General features: G+C 70.7%; 15 protein-coding genes. 11 read left to right on the top strand and 4 right to left on the bottom strand.

From position 1 onward, the window contains the following. Together DCI01S_RS17215 and pgi are read right to left on the bottom strand one after the other, a co-directional pair. Positions 1–211 (bottom strand): hypothetical protein (locus tag DCI01S_RS17215; RefSeq protein ID WP_218001315.1); only part of this gene is annotated, 211 nt, incomplete at its 3' end. A 189-nt stretch (positions 212–400) separates the two neighbouring features. Beyond that, positions 401–2,059 (bottom strand): glucose-6-phosphate isomerase, encoded by a 1,659-nt coding sequence (pgi, locus tag DCI01S_RS09945; RefSeq protein ID WP_061229063.1) that lies wholly within the window; start codon positions 2,057–2,059, stop codon positions 401–403. Positions 2,060–2,110: 51 nt separating this feature from the next. Here pgi and DCI01S_RS09940 point away from each other — a divergent pair, with 51 nt between their 5' ends. Further along, positions 2,111–2,806, top strand: coding sequence for a DUF5701 family protein (locus tag DCI01S_RS09940; RefSeq protein ID WP_061229062.1), 696 nt, complete (start codon positions 2,111–2,113; stop codon positions 2,804–2,806). Positions 2,807–2,815: 9 nt separating this feature from the next. On the opposite strand, the gene DCI01S_RS09935 is transcribed toward DCI01S_RS09940, so the two are convergent. Then, on the bottom strand, positions 2,816–3,097 hold the full coding sequence (locus DCI01S_RS09935; protein WP_061229061.1) for a chorismate mutase: 282 nt from the start codon (positions 3,095–3,097) through the stop codon (positions 2,816–2,818). Between the two features lie 59 nt (positions 3,098–3,156). Here DCI01S_RS09935 and DCI01S_RS09930 point away from each other — a divergent pair, with 59 nt between their 5' ends. The 4 genes from DCI01S_RS09930 (at position 3,157) to DCI01S_RS09920 (ending at position 8,025) form a co-directional block, all read left to right on the top strand. Further along, on the top strand, positions 3,157–4,581 hold the full coding sequence (locus tag DCI01S_RS09930; protein WP_438356735.1) for an alanine/glycine:cation symporter family protein: 1,425 nt from the start codon (positions 3,157–3,159) through the stop codon (positions 4,579–4,581). Positions 4,582–4,622: 41 nt separating this feature from the next. Beyond that, positions 4,623–7,094 (top strand): UvrD-helicase domain-containing protein, encoded by a 2,472-nt coding sequence (locus DCI01S_RS09925; RefSeq protein WP_061229059.1) that lies wholly within the window; start codon positions 4,623–4,625, stop codon positions 7,092–7,094. Positions 7,095–7,171: 77 nt separating this feature from the next. After that, positions 7,172–7,342, top strand: a complete 171-nt coding sequence (locus DCI01S_RS17210; RefSeq protein ID WP_156482573.1) for a hypothetical protein — start codon at positions 7,172–7,174, stop codon at positions 7,340–7,342. 299 nt (positions 7,343–7,641) lie between these two features. Continuing rightward, positions 7,642–8,025 carry a TetR-like C-terminal domain-containing protein gene (locus DCI01S_RS09920; RefSeq protein ID WP_082767728.1) on the top strand — a complete coding sequence of 128 codons (384 nt, stop codon included), beginning with the start codon at positions 7,642–7,644 and terminating at the stop codon, positions 8,023–8,025. Positions 8,026–8,059: 34 nt separating this feature from the next. Here the strand turns inward: DCI01S_RS09920 and DCI01S_RS09915 are convergent, their stop codons facing one another. Further along, positions 8,060–8,848 carry a M23 family metallopeptidase gene (locus tag DCI01S_RS09915; protein ID WP_061229057.1) on the bottom strand — a complete coding sequence of 263 codons (789 nt, stop codon included), beginning with the start codon at positions 8,846–8,848 and terminating at the stop codon, positions 8,060–8,062. Positions 8,849–9,270: 422 nt separating this feature from the next. On the opposite strand from DCI01S_RS09915, the gene sucC reads away from it, so the two are divergent. From sucC to DCI01S_RS09885, 6 genes are all read left to right on the top strand, one after another. Beyond that, complete coding sequence (sucC, locus tag DCI01S_RS09910) at positions 9,271–10,437, top strand: ADP-forming succinate--CoA ligase subunit beta (RefSeq protein ID WP_061229056.1); 1,167 nt, start codon at positions 9,271–9,273, stop codon at positions 10,435–10,437. Between the two features lie 21 nt (positions 10,438–10,458). Next, a complete protein-coding gene (gene sucD, locus DCI01S_RS09905; protein ID WP_061229055.1) occupies positions 10,459–11,361 on the top strand; it encodes a succinate--CoA ligase subunit alpha in 903 nt (300 codons plus the stop codon). A 128-nt stretch (positions 11,362–11,489) separates the two neighbouring features. Next, positions 11,490–13,058, top strand: coding sequence for a cell division protein PerM (locus tag DCI01S_RS09900; RefSeq protein WP_244881697.1), 1,569 nt, complete (start codon positions 11,490–11,492; stop codon positions 13,056–13,058). A gap of 62 nt (positions 13,059–13,120) precedes the next feature. After that, positions 13,121–13,750, top strand: a complete 630-nt coding sequence (gene purN, locus DCI01S_RS09895) for a phosphoribosylglycinamide formyltransferase (RefSeq protein WP_174521547.1) — start codon at positions 13,121–13,123, stop codon at positions 13,748–13,750. Then, positions 13,747–15,303 carry a bifunctional phosphoribosylaminoimidazolecarboxamide formyltransferase/IMP cyclohydrolase gene (purH, locus tag DCI01S_RS09890; protein WP_061229053.1) on the top strand — a complete coding sequence of 519 codons (1,557 nt, stop codon included), beginning with the start codon at positions 13,747–13,749 and terminating at the stop codon, positions 15,301–15,303. Before purN ends, purH begins: the two co-directional genes overlap by 4 nt. A 1-nt stretch (position 15,304) precedes the next feature. Then, entirely contained in the window at positions 15,305–15,949 is a 645-nt protein-coding gene (locus DCI01S_RS09885) for a TetR/AcrR family transcriptional regulator (protein WP_082767727.1), read from the top strand. Positions 15,950–15,953: the final 4 nt, after the last annotated feature.

The following is a 15,953-nucleotide window of genomic DNA, read 5'->3' as shown; positions in this document are numbered from 1 at the left end:
AGCACTCCTGCAGCAGGGCGTAGCAGGCGACCAGGCGCTGCGCGGCCGCGCGGTTCTCGGTCGCCCAGCCGTCCCGCGCCGCCGCCGTCAACCCCGTCAACGCCGCCGGGCCGCCACCGGGAGAGTCAGCAGGGCCCGACGAGCCAGTGGAGCCGGCAGGGCCGGAAGAGGACGCGGAGCCACCGGCCGTGCGCTCGGGATCGCCGTCCATGCCCCACCCCCCGTGGTCGACCGTGCGGCCGTGCCGCGCTATGCCTCGAATACGTGTTCTATTCTACGTCCACGTGTTCGACACCACAAGGGGTACGTGTCAGGCGGAGGCGGCGGCAGTGCGCCGGGAGACTCTGGGCAGTGATCGGGTCCGCCGGCCGGGCCCACGGCAGCGCCGGCCGGGCCGGCGTCAGCGCCGCCCGCGGGCCTCTCGGTAGATCTCGACGAGTGAGTCCGTGGAGGAGTCGAAGCCCGGCTCGGGGTGGGTCTCGGCGGTGAGGGCGGAGAGGAGCTCACCGGCCTGTGCCTTGCCCAGTTCGACGCCCCACTGGTCGAACGCGTTGATGCCGAGAATCGCCGCCTGGGTGAACACGATGTGCTCGTACAGCGCGATGAGCTGGCCCACGACGCTCGGGGACAGGGACGGCGCGAGGATCGTCGTCGAGGGCCGGTTGCCGGGCATGACCTTGTGCGGGGCGAGGGCGGGATCGACGCCGTCGGCGAGGACCTCCTCCTCGGTCTTGCCAAACGCCAGGACCCGCGACTGGGCGAAGAGGTTGGCCATGAGCATGTCGTGCATCGAGACGGGTTCCGCTGAGCCGGGGACGTCGGCGGCCAGGTCCGCGGCCGGCCGTGCCACGCCGATGAAGTCGACGGGCACGAGCTGGGTGCCCTGGTGGAGCAGCTGGAAGAAGGCGTGCTGTCCGTTCGTGCCGGGCTCGCCCCAGTAGACCTCGCCGGTCGGATAAGTAACGTCCGAACCGTCGAGGCGCACGGACTTGCCGAGGGACTCCATGGTGAGCTGCTGCAGGTAGGCGGGGAACCGGTGGAGGTCCTGGGAGTAGGGGATGACGGCCTTGGACTGCGCGCCGAGGAAGCACGTGTACCAGATCCCGAGCAGCGCCATGAGGACCGGCGCGTTGTGCTCGGGCGCCTCGGTGGCGAAGTGCAGATCCATGGTGTGGAAGCCCTCGAGCATCTCGACGAACGCCGCCGGGCCCGCCGTGATCATCACCGACAGACCGATCGCGGAAGACACCGAGTAGCGGCCGCCGACCCAGTCCCAGAAACCGAACATGTTGTCCGGGGCGATGCCGAAGTCGGCCACCTTGTCCGCGGCGGTCGACACAGCGACGAAGTGAGAGGCGATCGCGTCCTCCGACCTCAGGGCCTCGATGAAGTGCCGCCGCGCCGCATGCGCGTTGGCCATCGTCTCCTGCGTGGTGAACGTCTTGGAGGCGACCACGACCAGTGTGGTGGCCGGATTGATCTCGGCGAGGGTGGCGGTGAGGTCCGCAGGGTCGACGTTCGAGACGTAGCGCGCGCGGATCCCGGCGGTCTGGAGATCGCGTAGCGCGGCGTCCACCATCACCGGGCCGAGGTCCGAGCCGCCGATGCCGATGTTGACCACCGTGTCGATCCGCTCGCCCGTGTACCCGGTCCACTCGCCCGAGCGGACGCGGTCGGCGAGATCGGTCATGCGCGCCAGGACCGCGTGGACGTCGGCCACCACGTCGGAGCCGTCGACGACGAGCTCGGCATCGGCCGGGAGCCTGAGCGCCGTGTGGAGGACGGACCGGTCCTCGGTCGTGTTGATGCGGTCGCCCCGGAACATTGCCGCTCGCTGCGCCGGAAGCCTGGCGGCGTGGGCCAGTTCGGTGAGGGCGTGCAGGATCTCGTCGGTGACCAGGTGCTTGGACAGGTCCACGTGCAGGTCGCCCGCCGTGACCGACATCCGGCGACCGCGTTCGGGATCGGCGTCGAACAGTTCGCGCAACGTCACCTCGCCGATCGAGGGGACCAGACCCTCGACCGCTGCCCACTGCTCCGTCGTGCTGATGTCGGTCATGGCTGCGAGATTAGCCGGGAATACGAACGCGCTGCCCACTGTTCAGGGGATGTGACCCCCGTAACTCCAGCCGATTCTGCACCGGCCTTCCCCATCGCCTCCTCTGTTACCGCGCAGGCCGAGCGCCTCGTCGCACTCCGCGTGCCGGAGTTCGCCGGGATCGGTGCCGATCAGCTGCGGGACCACGCCCGCACGCTGGTCGCCGAATCCGGTGACGGGCGGGACGAAGGCGGAGCAGTTCTGGCCGTCCACCCCTCACTCCTGTCGGCCGCGCGACTGGCCGCCCTCATGCGCCGCGACGGGAAGGCGGGCTTCGTCGTCGTCGACATGACCGACCTCGCCGACTTCACACCCACCGACGACATCACACTCCCCGACGCGCCGCTGTACCTTCTCGGCGACGTCACCCGCGGTGACGACATGCTGGACTGGACCCCCACCGACGCGCACGCGGAACTGACCGCCCGCGGACGCACACCGCTGACCGTCTCCGAGGGGATCAGCTGGGCCCTGCAGCAACCCGACGCGCTCGAGCCGGGCGCGTGCTTCATGTGCATCGGCTCGCGCAAACCCAAGCCGACCGGCGGGCTCGACTCCCGCACTCCCGCGCTGTGGATCAGCGGCGGCACCGGACGCGACGGCAAGGAGAACAAGGGCGCGCCCAAGGTGGGGTGGTGCTGGGCGGGCAACCACCACACATGGCTGGGCTTCGCGTCGACGTCCGGCAGGCGGGGACCGGTTCAATAGGCGGGTCGCCTAGTACCCCAACCGGCCGCGGCCTAGGCGGAGGAGCATCCCGGCGAGCGTCTGGCCCTCCTCGCCGAGGGATGCGAAGCGCTCGTAGACCTTGAGCTCGCGCGTGTGCACGAGCTTGGTGCCGCCCGACTGCATACGCGTGCGGCCGATGCGGCGGGAGATCTCGCTGCGGCGGGTGATGGCGTCGAGGATCTCGGCGTCCAGACGGTCGATCTCCAGCCGCAGTTCCTGGATCTCGGCCTCGGACAGCGGATCGTCGGTGCCGGCGGGGTCGGTGCTCATGGAGCGAATTATCCCACTGCACCCCGGAGCGACCGAACAACCGTCTAATGTTTGCGCCCGTGGAAGAAATCAACTCGTTTCTCGCCGACATCGGATCGGTGATCTGGGGGCCGTTCGTCCTCATCCCGCTGCTGCTGGGCACCGGCCTTTTCCTCACCATCCGACTGCGGGCGTTGCAGTTCCGCAAGCTCGCCCCCGCGCTGCGGCTCGGCCTGGTCAAGCGGAAGGACGACGGCGGCGAGGGCGACATCTCGCAGTACCAGGCGCTCACCACGGCGCTGGCGGCCACGGTCGGCGTCGGCAACATCGTCGGCGTCGCCACCGCGATCGCGCTCGGCGGGCCGGGTGCGCTGTTCTGGATGTGGATCACCGCGCTCGTCGGCATGGCGTCCAAATACTCCGAGGCCTTCCTGGGCGTGCGCTACCGCGTCACCGACGCGCGCGGCGAGCAATCCGGCGGCCCGCAGTACTACCTCCACCGTGGCTTCGCCGAGATCTTCGGCCGTACCGGCGGGCGGGTCGGCCTGGTCCTGTCAATCGTGTTCGCGGTGTTCGCCGTCCTGGCCAGCTTCGGCATCGGCAACATGACCCAGGGCAACGCCGTGGCCACCCAGCTGGAGAACTCGTTCGGTGTCTCCCACGTGACCACCGGCATCGTCCTCTTCGTCCTGACGGGCGCCGTGCTCCTCGGCGGCATCAAGTCGATCGGCCGGGTCACCGCCGGGTTCGTCCCGCTCATGATCCTGCTCTACATCATCGGCGGGCTCGTGGTGCTGGTCGTCAACGCCGAGCAGATCCCTGCCGCGTTCGCCCTGGTGTTCACCGACGCCTTCACCGGCACCGCGGCCGTCGGTGGCTTCGCCGGCTCCGCGATCCTGTACGCCATCCAGATGGGCGTCGCCCGCGGAATCTTCTCCAACGAGTCAGGCATGGGTTCGGCGGCGATCGCGGCCGCGGCGGCCCGGACCACCCACCCCACCCGGCAGGGTCTGGTCTCGATGACGCAGACGTTCATCGACACGATCATCGTCGTCACCTTCACCGGCCTGGTCCTGGTCACCACCGACGTGTGGCAGGGAGGCGGTGACGTCGCGGGCACGATGACCGCCGACGCCTTCGCCTCGGCGATCCCCGAGGGCGACAAGCTCGTCGCGGTGTCCATCGCGTTCTTCGCCTTCTCCACCATCCTCGGCTGGTCGTACTACGGCGAGCGGTGCATGGAGCGGCTCGTGGGCGCGCGCGGCGTCATCCCGTACCGCATGGTCTTCACCTGCGTGGTGTTCATCGGCGCCGTCACCGAACTCGAGGTGGTGTGGAACTTCGCCGACGTGATGAACGGCCTCATGGCCATCCCGAACCTCATCGGCCTGCTCGTACTGTCCGGGCTGATCGTCCGCGAGACGCGTCATTACCTGGACAATGACCCGCGTCTGGACGCCACTGCCTCGCAGGTCGAGGAGTTCATGGGGGCCCGCACGCGCTGACCACGGGCCGTGTCGGACCGGGTGGGTAGATTGGACCCACGATGACCGACACCGCCTCCGCCCCCGCCCGCCAGCACTCGCCCCACTCGCCCCACTCGGCCCACTCGGCCCACTCAGCCCTCCTTGACGGGCTCAACCCACAGCAGGCCGCCGCGGTCACCCACCGCGGCGGCCCGCTGTTGATCGTCGCGGGCGCGGGGTCGGGCAAGACCAGCGTGCTCACGCGGCGGATCGCCCACCTGCTGGCCGAGGGCGGTGCGCACCCGGGGCAGATCCTGGCCATCACGTTCACCAACAAGGCCGCGGCGGAGATGCGGGAGCGCGTCGCGGCGCTGGTCGGCCCGCACGCCGAGCGGATGTGGGTGGCCACCTTCCACTCGATCTGCGTGCGCATCCTCCGGGCCCAGTCCGCGCTGCTCGGGACCCGCAACTCGAACTTCACGATCTACGACTCGGACGACTCCCGGCGTCTGCTGGGGATGATCGCCAAGGAGCAGCAGCTCGAGGTCAAGAAGTTCACCCCGCGCATGCTCGCCTCGGCCATCTCCAGCCACAAGAACGAGCTGCGCGACCCGGCTGAGGCCATGGACCGGGCGCTCGAGGACTCGGACCGCACCGCGCAGACCGTGGCCGCCGTGTTCACCGAGTACCAGGCGCGGCTGCAGGCGGCCAACGCATTCGACTTCGACGATCTCATCGGTGAGACCGTCGCCCTGTTACGCGCGCACCCGGAGGTCGCCGCGTACTACCGGCGGCGGTTCCGCCACGTCATGGTGGACGAGTACCAGGACACCAACCACGCGCAGTACGTCCTGGTCCGCACCCTCGTGGGCGGCACGGCGTCCGACGACGACGAGGTGGGCGTCCCCCCGGCCGAACTCTGTGTGGTGGGTGACGCGGATCAGTCGATCTACGCGTTCCGCGGGGCCACGATCCGGAACATCGAGGACTTCGAGCACGACTACCCCGACGCCCGGTCCATCCTGTTGGAGCAGAACTACCGCTCCACCCAGACCATCCTCTCGGCCGCCAACGCCGTGATCGCGCGGAACGCCGGGCGGCGCGAGAAGAACCTGTGGACCGCCGAGGGTGCCGGCGAGCTGCTGGTGGGGTACGTCGCGGACAACGAGCACGACGAGGCGAGGTTCATCGCCGGGGAGATCGACCGCTTGGTGGACGCGGGGGAGGCTTCGTACTCCGACGTCGCTGTGTTCTACCGGACCAACAACTCCTCACGCGTGATCGAGGACGTGTTCGTCCGCCTCGGCCTGCCGTACAAGGTCGTCGGCGGTACGCGCTTCTACGAGCGTAAGGAGGTGCGCGACGTGGTCGCCTACCTCAAGGTGCTGAACAACCCGGACGACGCGGTGGCGATCCGGCGTATCCTCAACACCCCGCGGCGCGGAATCGGCGACCGGGCCGAGGCGTGCGTCGTGGTCCACGCCGAGCAGCGCGGGATCGGTTTCGCGCAGGCCTTGCGCGACGCGGCGGAGGGGAAGGTCTCGCTGCTGCCTTCGCGTTCGGTCAAGGCGATCGCCGGGTTCGTCGAGATGCTCGACGACCTGCGCGGGCGCCTCGACGGCGACGACCACGCCGGCGGGCACGACTCCGCGCCCGACGTGGGCGCGCTCGTGGAGGCGGTACTCGAGCGCACCGGCTACCGCGCCGAGCTGGAGGCGTCCAACGATCCGCAGGACGCGGCGCGACTCGACAACCTCAACGAGCTGGTGGGCGTGGGGCGGGAGTTCTCGTCCGAGGCGGCGCTCCAACGCTCCGCCCGCGAGCAGGGCTTCGTGGAGGAGGCCGACGCGGACCCGGACCTGGACGAGGGTCTCGCCGAGCCGGGGTCGCTGGCGGCGTTCCTGGAGCGCGTGTCGCTGGTGGCCGACGCGGACGAGATCCCCGACGACGATCAGGGGCAGGTCACACTCATGACCCTGCACACCGCAAAGGGCCTGGAGTTCCCGGTGGTGTTCCTCATCGGTATGGAGGACGGACTGTTCCCGCACATGCGGGCGCTGGGCGATCCAGCGGAGCTGTCCGAGGAGCGGCGGCTGGCCTACGTCGGCATCACCCGCGCCCGGCGGCGTCTGTACCTGACGCGGGCCATGATGCGCTCGTCGTGGGGCCAGCCCATGACCAACCCGGGGTCGCGGTTCCTGGAGGAGATCCCCTCCGAGGCGATCGAGTGGCAGCGGGAGGAGCCCGCCGGCGGGGCCGGGTTCGGGGACGACGACTCGTACGCCCCGCGGCGGCGCTTCGGCGGCAGCTCCGGTGGATTCAGTTCCGGCGGCGGCTCCGGTGGACGGTCGCCCGGGATCCCGCGCGCGAAGCCGTCCGCGCCCGCGCTGGAGTTGGCGCCGGGTGACCGGGTCACGCACGACAAGTACGGCCTCGGCAAGGTGCTCTCCTGCGACGGCAGCGGTCCGCGCGCCACGGCGACCATCGACTTCGGTGCCTCCGGGAAGGTGCGGCTCATGCTCATCGGGGGCGTCCCCATGCAGAAGCTCTGAGCGCCGCAGGAGCTCTGACGCGGAAGGGGGACCACCGGGCGCTCACCGTCGCGGTACTTCAGCAGCACCAGGGTCGCATGTCCAGGCTTTGCGCGCCCTCCACCTCCGCGAGGACGACGGTGGCGCCGACGCTGGTCATGGCGACCGGTCGCGGCGCCGATCGGGCCCGCGCCGACCACGGCGACGTCGGGATGAGTCGTGTCCTCGTGAGCGGGTTCCCCTCCCGGTGCGCCGGTGACCTGTCCTAGCGGAGAATGTCATGCAGGTGGTTTTGGAAGCCCGGATTGTGTCGATAAGAATGTGTAAGCGCTTTTATCACTCGATCGGGGGCGGAGGTGCGGCCGGGTGGAGACCGAGAAAGGACGGGCGCGGGTACGCGCAGGTGGGCGCAGCGAGAAGGTGCGTCAGTCGGTGGGGGAGGCGACACTCGGCTACCTGGCTGAGGGGCATCTGACCTTCAGTATCGTCGACGTCGCGGCGCGAGCGGGGGTGGGTCGGCGGACGGTCTACCGGTGGTGGCCGACTCGTCACGATCTGCCCGTAGGCCCTGCGGACCCATGGGCGGCGGGCGCCGGTCGTCGAAGCCTCCGGCTCGTGGGATGAGAATCTCCGGGCGCTCGCGCACAGGCTCGCTGAGTTCGCCGCGGGGCCGGTCGAGGGCGCGATCGCCGCGATCATGGCGGGCGGCCAGCATCCGGAGTTCAACCAGACGGTGCTGGATCTGTGGCGGCCGGCGATGGAGTCGTGGCATCGACTGGCGCACGACGCCGCGGAGAGGGGCGAGGTCGCGGAGGGGCTCGACCCGCGCACGGTGGTCGACACACTCCTCGCGCCGATCATCTTCACGCCCCTGGCGATGCGCCGCCCGATGGACGCGCCCGAGGTGGACGCGTTGGTCGACCTACTGCTCAGCGGATCGCGGGCCCGGTGAGGCGGTGGTAGCCGGGCAGCGAGGGCGGGTGTGCTCAGTTGCCGAGCGAGCCGTGGGCGTGGTCGTGGGAGCCGGCGAGGCTGCCCGTGGCCAGGTCGAGACCGTGCTGGGCGAGCCACACGACCGGGTCGACGTAGTCTTTGCCGCCGTTGACCAGGACCTCGAAGTGCAGGTGGGTGCCGGTGGAGAACCCGAGGTTACCCATTCCGGCGATCTGCTGGCCGGCGTACACGCGCTGGCCCTTCTGGACGTCGAGCCGCTCCATGTGGCCGTAGACGGTCATCGTGCCGTCGTCGGACATGATGCGGATCCAGTTGCCGAAGCCCTGGGCGGGACCAGCGTCGATCACGACGCCGTCGGTCGCCGCCAGGATCGGCGTCCCGTTGACGTTGGCGATGTCGATGCCCTGGTGCATCGTGCCCCAGCGCATCGCGTACGGCGAGGTGAACGAGCCGAACGCGGGGCGGGAGACCTTCGGCCGCCGGGCCTGCTCCTCGGCGATCTCACGCTGCGCGTTGATCTCCGTGCCCGCGTAGAGCATGGCCGACTGGATGTTCTCGGTGTCGGTTTCCCCGACGGAGGCGGGGACCACGACGGGCGCGGGTGCGGACGGTGTCGCCGGCGTGGAGGTGCCGGGCGCCGCGGGGCTCGTGGTGGCGGGGGCCGGCTCGCCGTTGGCCAGCAGGGCGATGTCGCCGGCCTCGGCCGAGTGCGTGCCGGTAGCGTTGAGCGCGGAGCCCGCCGAGGCGGCGGAGACCGCGGCGCCCGCGGCCACGGCGAGGACGGCGGCGCGACCGCGCAGGGCGGTCGGCGGCGCGGGCATCCGGTGGCGGCCGACGCGATGCGCACCGGCCGGAGGAATGACGACAGGAGTCGCTGCTACTTCCTGATGCGACTCTCTCACCGTGGTCGTTTCCCCTCTGTCGTCGCGCCGTGATCTTTTCGTGATGAACGTCGTCCAAGGTAACGGACCGGCAACGGCCTCGCAAGGCGGCGACCGCCCCGCGGGAGCGGAGTGCATCACACCGGTGTGACTCGCGTGGTTCGAGGGGTTGGAAGGATCCCGAGGGGGCCAGAGGGCGTCGGCGATCGCGCCCGGGCTGACGCGCGCTGTGATTCAGTGCACATACATACACACACATACCCCCGGGGTGCGACGGGCGACACACCGCGCGCCTAGGATGAGGCAGGACTCGGCTTTACAACAGGGCCGGGCGAATCTACCCACGTCAAGATGGTGAGCTGATGGATCTCTTTGAATACCAGGCAAAGGCTCTTTTCGCGAAGCATGACGTGCCCACCACCCCGGGGCGCGTCGCGGACACCGCGGAGGAGGCCGAGAAGGTCGCGGCCGAGATCGGCAAGCCTGTTGTCGTCAAGGCCCAGGTGAAGGTCGGTGGCCGTGGTAAGGCCGGCGGCGTGAAGCTGGCAGAGGATGCCAAGGAGGCTCGAGCCCGGGCCGAGGACATCCTGGGCCTGGACATCAAGGGCCACATCGTCAAGAAGCTGCTGGTCGCCGAGGCCAGTGACATCGCGGAGGAGTACTACATCTCCTTCCTTGTCGATCGCGCTAACCGCAACTACCTGGCCATGTGCTCGGTCGAGGGCGGCGTCGAGATCGAGCAGGTCGCCGAGGAGTCCCCGGACCGGCTCGCGAAGATCAACATCGACCCCACCGAGGGCGTCGACGTGGCCAAGGCCCGCGAGATCGCGAAGGCCGGCCACCTGCCGGAGGAGGTGCTGGACGCCGCCGCGGTGACCATCGCCAAGCTGTACGAGGTCTTCGTCAAGGAGGACGCCACCCTGGTTGAGGTCAACCCGCTCGTGCGCACGCCGAACGACGAGATCCTCGCGCTCGACGGCAAGGTGACGCTGGACGATAACGCCGAGTTCCGTCACAAGGACACCTTCGCCGACTTCGCCGATGCGGGCACCACCGATCCGCTCGAGCAGAAGGCCGCCGAGAACGGCCTCAACTACGTCAAGCTCGACGGCGAGGTCGGAATTATCGGCAACGGCGCCGGCCTGGTCATGTCGACCCTCGACGTCGTCGCCTACGCAGGCGAGAACCACGGTGGCGTCAAGCCCGCCAACTTCCTCGACATCGGCGGCGGCGCGTCCGCCGAGGTCATGGCCAACGGTCTCGACGTCATCCTCGGCGACGAGCAGGTGAAGAGCGTGTTCGTCAACGTCTTCGGCGGCATCACCGCCTGCGACGCGGTGGCGAACGGCATCGTCAAGGCCCTGGAGATCCTGGGCGACGAGGCCAACAAGCCGCTCGTCGTGCGTCTGGACGGCAACAACGTCGAGGAGGGTCGCAAGATCCTCGCCGAGGCGAACCACCCGCTCGTCACCCTGGCCGACAATATGGACTCCGGCGCCGACAAGGCCGCCGAGCTGGCCGCCAAGTAAGAAGCAGAGGACCTTACACACATGTCGATCTTCCTCAACAAGGACAGCAAGGTCATCGTCCAGGGCATCACCGGCGGCGAGGGCACCAAGCACACGGCCCGCATGCTCGCGGCCGGCACCCAGATCGTCGGTGGCGTCAACGCCCGCAAGGCCGGCACCACCGTGTCCCACAAGGACGCCGACGGCAACGACATCGAGCTGCCCGTCTTCGGTTCCGTGAAGGAGGCCATGGAGGCCACCGGTGCCGACACGACGATCCTGTTCGTACCGCCGCCGTTCACCAAGGACGCCATCATCGAGGCCGTGGACGCGGAGATCCCGCTCGCCGTGGTCATCACCGAGGGCGCGCCGGTCCTGGACACCGCCACCGCGTGGAACTACAACCTCGCCAAGGGCGGCAAGACCCGCATCATCGGCCCCAACTGCCCGGGTATCATCACACCGGGTGAGTCGCTGGTCGGCATCACCCCGGCCAACATCGCCGGCAAGGGCCCGGTCGGTCTCGTGTCCAAGTCGGGCACCCTGACCTACCAGATGATGTACGAGCTGGCCGACTACGGCTTCTCGACCGCCATCGGCATCGGCGGCGACCCGATCATCGGCACCACGCACATCGACTGCATCGAGGCCTTCGAGAACGACCCGGAGACCAAGGTCATCGTGATGATCGGCGAGATCGGCGGCGACGCCGAGGAGCGTGCGGCCGACTACATCAAGGCCAACGTCACCAAGCCGGTCGTCGGCTACGTCGCGGGCTTCACCGCCCCCGAGGGCAAGACGATGGGCCACGCCGGCGCGATCGTGTCCGGCTCGGCCGGCACCGCGCAGGCCAAGAAGGAGGCCCTCGAGGCCGCGGGCGTGAAGGTCGGCAAGACGCCGTCCGAGACCGCCCAGCTCGCCAAGGAGATCCTCGACGCCATGTGACCACCCGCGGCGGCCCCGTGAGGGGTGGCCGTGCGTGAGCGTTCCCGCGACCCCCGTCATCCCCGGATGGCGGGGGTCGCGGCGTGCCGGGGGTGGGCATGTCGGACCGGCTCTCTACGGTGGTCAGCGTGAGCCCCCCACGCGTCATCCGCCCCGCCGCCCGACGGTCTCCCGCGGGCGCCCGTTCGCTGCTGTGGACGGCGGCGGCCGCGGCGCTGCCCGTCATCGTGACCGTGCTCGTGTTGGCCGCGCTGACCCTGGGCGTGCTGGTGTTCACCTCCGACGGGTTCGACTCGTTGTTCGCCGTGGTCGCCGTGGAGTGGTTGGTGCTCAACCGCGTCCCGCTGGTGGTGGACACCATCGAGTTGGGATTCCTCCCGCTGCTGCCGCCGGTGCTCTACGCGGCGGTGTTGGCGCGTCAGACCCGCGCGGTGCTGGCGGACGTGGAGCAGCCGGGCGCGCGCGAGGCCGGAGCGGCGGTGGCCGGCGTGACGGTGGCGGGTCTGCTGCTCACCGGTCTGGCGACTCTGCTCGTGGGCTCCGCGGCGTCGGACTTCGCGGTGCGGGAGTCGTCCCTGCCGTCGGCGCTGGGGTGGACGGCGGCTGTGGCCATCGCCGGGGCGGGCCTGGGGGTGTGGCTGTACTTCCGGCGCGACCTGCGCGAGGTCGTGCCGCTGTGGGTCCGCGGCGGCATCCACCTCGGAGCGGCGTTCGTCGCCGCGGCCTGGGCGGTCGCGACCCTACTGGTCCTGGTCGGCCTCGTGGCGGCGTGGGAGCCCGTCGCGGCGGCGCTGGGGATCGGTAAGGACGTCGTGGGGACGGCCGCGCTCACCGCGATCTCGGCGGCGTATCTGCCCAACGTGGTGATCGGCGCCGCGTCCCTGCTCGTGGGCGGGGAGGCGCATCTGGGCCAGGCCTCGTACAGCGTCTTCGCTGTGTCGCGCGGCCCGATGCCGGAGGTCCCGCTGGCTGCCGTGCTGCCCACCACCACCCCGCACTGGGCGGTGCAGGGGCTGTTGCTGGTGACGGTGGTCCTGGCGGCGGCGTTGGCGCGGTCGGTGGCGCATTGGTTCCGGACGACCGGAGACGCGGTGAAGGCGGCGTGGCTGGCCGCCGCGATCGTGGCGCTGGTGATCGCGGTGAGCCCTGTCGTGGCCGGGGGCGAGCTCGGTGTGCTCGGCACGGTGGGCACGGGGTCGCTCATCGCGGCGGGCATGGGTCTGTTGCTGTTCGGCATCATCGGGTCGGCGACCATCGCCCTGTCCCTGGCGGGCCTGACGCGGCGCCGGGAGCGCGCGGAGAGCGAGCTCGAGCGTCGCCGCCGCCGTGCGGGGACGGTGTCCGACGACGTGATCGCCCCGGTCGGGGTCGGCGGGGACGACGACGCCCGGGAGGGCGACGACGACGAGGTCGATCACCTCGGAGCCGACACCGATCACTCCGAGGGCGCGGCGGCCGACCTCGACGGAACCCCTGAGACCGACACCGCGGTGGACGCGGACCCGCCATCGGATGCGGCGGCCGAGGACCCGCCCGTCGCTGACGAGCCGGCAGGGGAGCAGGCTGGCGAGCCGGTAGACGAGCCGACAGGGAAGCCGAGCGAGGAGCCGGCCGAGGAGGTCGCCGGGGACGCCGCTGAGCCCGCCGAGGACGATTCGACCGGTCTGCCTGACGAGGAGCCGAGACCGGCCGACTAGACTCCCCAGACGAGGCCCGCGCGACCGGCGGGCCGCCGGATCGACGGGCGGGAGCGCAGCAGGTGGCGGAAACCGAGTCCTCCGGTGGCGGGTCCTGCGGGATCGTGCTGCTGGCCTCCGGCTCCGGCACCCTCGCCCAGAGCGTTCTCGACGCCGCGGCGGCAGGCGACTGCCCGTACCGCGTCATCGCGCTCGTCTCCGACCGCGACTGCGAGGCCGTCGCCCGCGCCGACCGCGCCGGCATATCCACCGCCGTCCTCCGTCCCGGTGACCATCCGGACCGCGCCGCCTGGGACCTCGCCCTCGCCGAGGCCGTGGCACGGTTCGCGCCCGACTGGGTCGTGTCGGCCGGGTTCATGCGCATCCTCGGCGCCGAGTTCCTGGGTCGCTTCGCCGACCGCGTCGTCAACACCCACCCCGCGCTGCTGCCGTCGTTCCCCGGCGCGCACTCCGTCCGCGACGCGCTCGCGTACGGGGTACGGGTCACCGGCTGCACCGTGCACCTGGTCGACGTCGGGGTCGACACCGGCCCGGTGATCGCCCAGCGCGCCGTCGAGATCCTCCCCGACGACACCGAGCCCACCCTCCACGAACGCATCAAGGTCGTCGAGCGCGAACTGCTCGTCGACGTCCTCGCGGCCGCCGCCCGCGGCCGACTCCACATCGAAGGTCGAAAGGTGCACCTGAAGTGACCGACTCCCGCAGGCCCGTCCGCCGTGCCCTCATCAGCGTCTACGACAAGACCGGGCTGGAAGAACTCGCCCGGGGGCTCGCCGACGCCGGGGTCGAGATCGTCTCCACCGGCTCTACCGCCCAGCGCATCGCGGACGCCGGGATCGCCGTGACGCCCGTCGACGCGCTGACCGGGTTCCCGGAATGCCTCGAGGGTCGGGTCAAGACCCTGCACCCGCGGGTTCACGCCGGCATTCTCGCCGACACTCGCAAGCCCGAGCATCTCGAGCAGATCGAGGGCCTCGGCGTGCAACCGTTCGAGCTCGTCGTCGTCAATCTCTACCCCTTCACCGACACCGTCGCCTCCGGCGCCGACCACGACGCCTGCGTCGAGCAGATCGACATCGGCGGGCCCTCCATGGTCCGCGCGGCGGCCAAGAACCATCCCTCGGTCGCGGTCCTGGTGGACCCCGCCGGCTACGGCGACGCGCTGGAGGCCGTCGCCGCGGGCGGGTTCACGCTCGAGCAGCGCCGCCGCCTCGCGGCCGCCGCCTTCCGCCACACCGGCGCCTACGACGTGGCCGTGGCCACCTGGATGACCGAGCAGAACTCCGTCGCGGACGAGGGCTACCCGGTCTGGCAGGGCCAGAGCCTCGACCTCGTGGCCACCCTGCGCTACGGCGAGAACCCGCACCAGAGCGCCGCCCTCTACACCGACGCCGCGGCCGCGCCCGGGCTCGCCCAGGCCCGCCAGCTGCACGGCAAGGAGATGAGCTACAACAACTACGTCGACGGCGACGCCGCCTGGCGCTCGGCCTTCGACCACGCCGAGCCGTGCGTCGCGATCATCAAGCACGCCAACCCGTGCGGTATCGCGATCGACGCCGACATCGCCGCCGCCCACCGCGCCGCCCACGAGTGCGACCCCGTCAGCGCGTTCGGCGGCGTCATCGCGGCGAACCGCGAGGTCACCGTCGAGATGGCCGAGCAGGTCGCCGAGATCTTCACCGAGGTCATCATCGCCCCGTCCTACGCCGACGGCGCCGTGGAGATCCTCCAGCGCAAGAAGAACATCCGGATCCTCGAAGCGCAGCCGCCCGCCGGTGAGGAGATCGAGCGCAAGCAGATCTCCGGCGGTGTGCTCGTGCAGCAGCGCGACTCCCTCGACGCCGACGGCGACGTGGTGGCCGGCTGGACCAAGGCCTGCGGCGCCGACGCCGACGAGCAGACCCTTCGCGACCTGCTGTTCGCGTGGCGCGCCTGCCGCGCGGTCAAGTCCAACGCCATCCTGCTCGCCCAGTCCGGCGCGACCGTCGGCGTGGGCATGGGTCAGGTCAACCGCGTCGACTCGGCGCGGCTCGCCGTGCAGCGCGCGGGGGACCGGGTCACCGGTGCGGTCGCCGCCTCCGACGCGTTCTTCCCCTTCGCCGACGGGCTCCAGGTGCTCGCCGAGGCCGGCGTCCGCGCGGTGGTCCAACCCGGCGGCTCCGTGCGCGACGCCGAGGTGATCGAGGCCGCCGAGAAGGCCGGGATCACCATGTACTTCACCGGCGCCCGGCACTTCTTCCACTGACATGGCGGGCACCGGTGCGGCGGGCAGCGGGGCGGGCGGCAGCGGGGCAGTCGACGGGGCAGTCGGTGCGGCCCCGCTGACCCCGCGCGCCCAGGCCAAGGCGCGACGGCGGGGCGAGATCCTCGCCGCCGCGGCCCGACTCATGGCCCGCCGCGGATTCCACGCCGTGCGCCTCGATGACATCGGCGCCGAAGTGGGAATCTCCGGCCCCGGCATGTACCGCTACTTCTCCTCCAAAGAGGACGTGCTCGCCGAGATGCTGCTCGACATCTCCCGGCGGCTGCGCGACGGCGGTCGCGCGGCGGTGGAGCGCGGCGGCGACCCGGATCGGGTGCTCGACGCCCTGCTCGCCGTCCACGTCGACTTCGTGGCCACCGAGCCCGACCTCATCAGCGTGCAGTTCCGTGACCTGGGCTCGCTGCCCGCCGCACCGAGGCACGAGGTGCGGACCCTGCAGCGCGAGTACGCCGAACTGTGGGTCGACGCCCTCGTACGCCTGCGGCCCGAACTGTCCTCCACTCAGGCGCGCGCGCACGTCCACGCGGTGTTCGGGCTGCTCAACTCGAGCCCGCGCCTGCCCGCGATGGCCGAGGCCGACCTGCGCGCCGTCCTCACCACGATGGCGTCGGCGGCCCTGCGGTCCTGACCGC

It is taken from the genome of Dietzia cinnamea NBRC 102147 (genome assembly GCF_001571065.1).
GTDB classification, from domain to species: domain Bacteria; phylum Actinomycetota; class Actinomycetes; order Mycobacteriales; family Mycobacteriaceae; genus Dietzia; species Dietzia cinnamea.
This window is presented reverse-complemented; position numbering and strand designations above follow the sequence as displayed.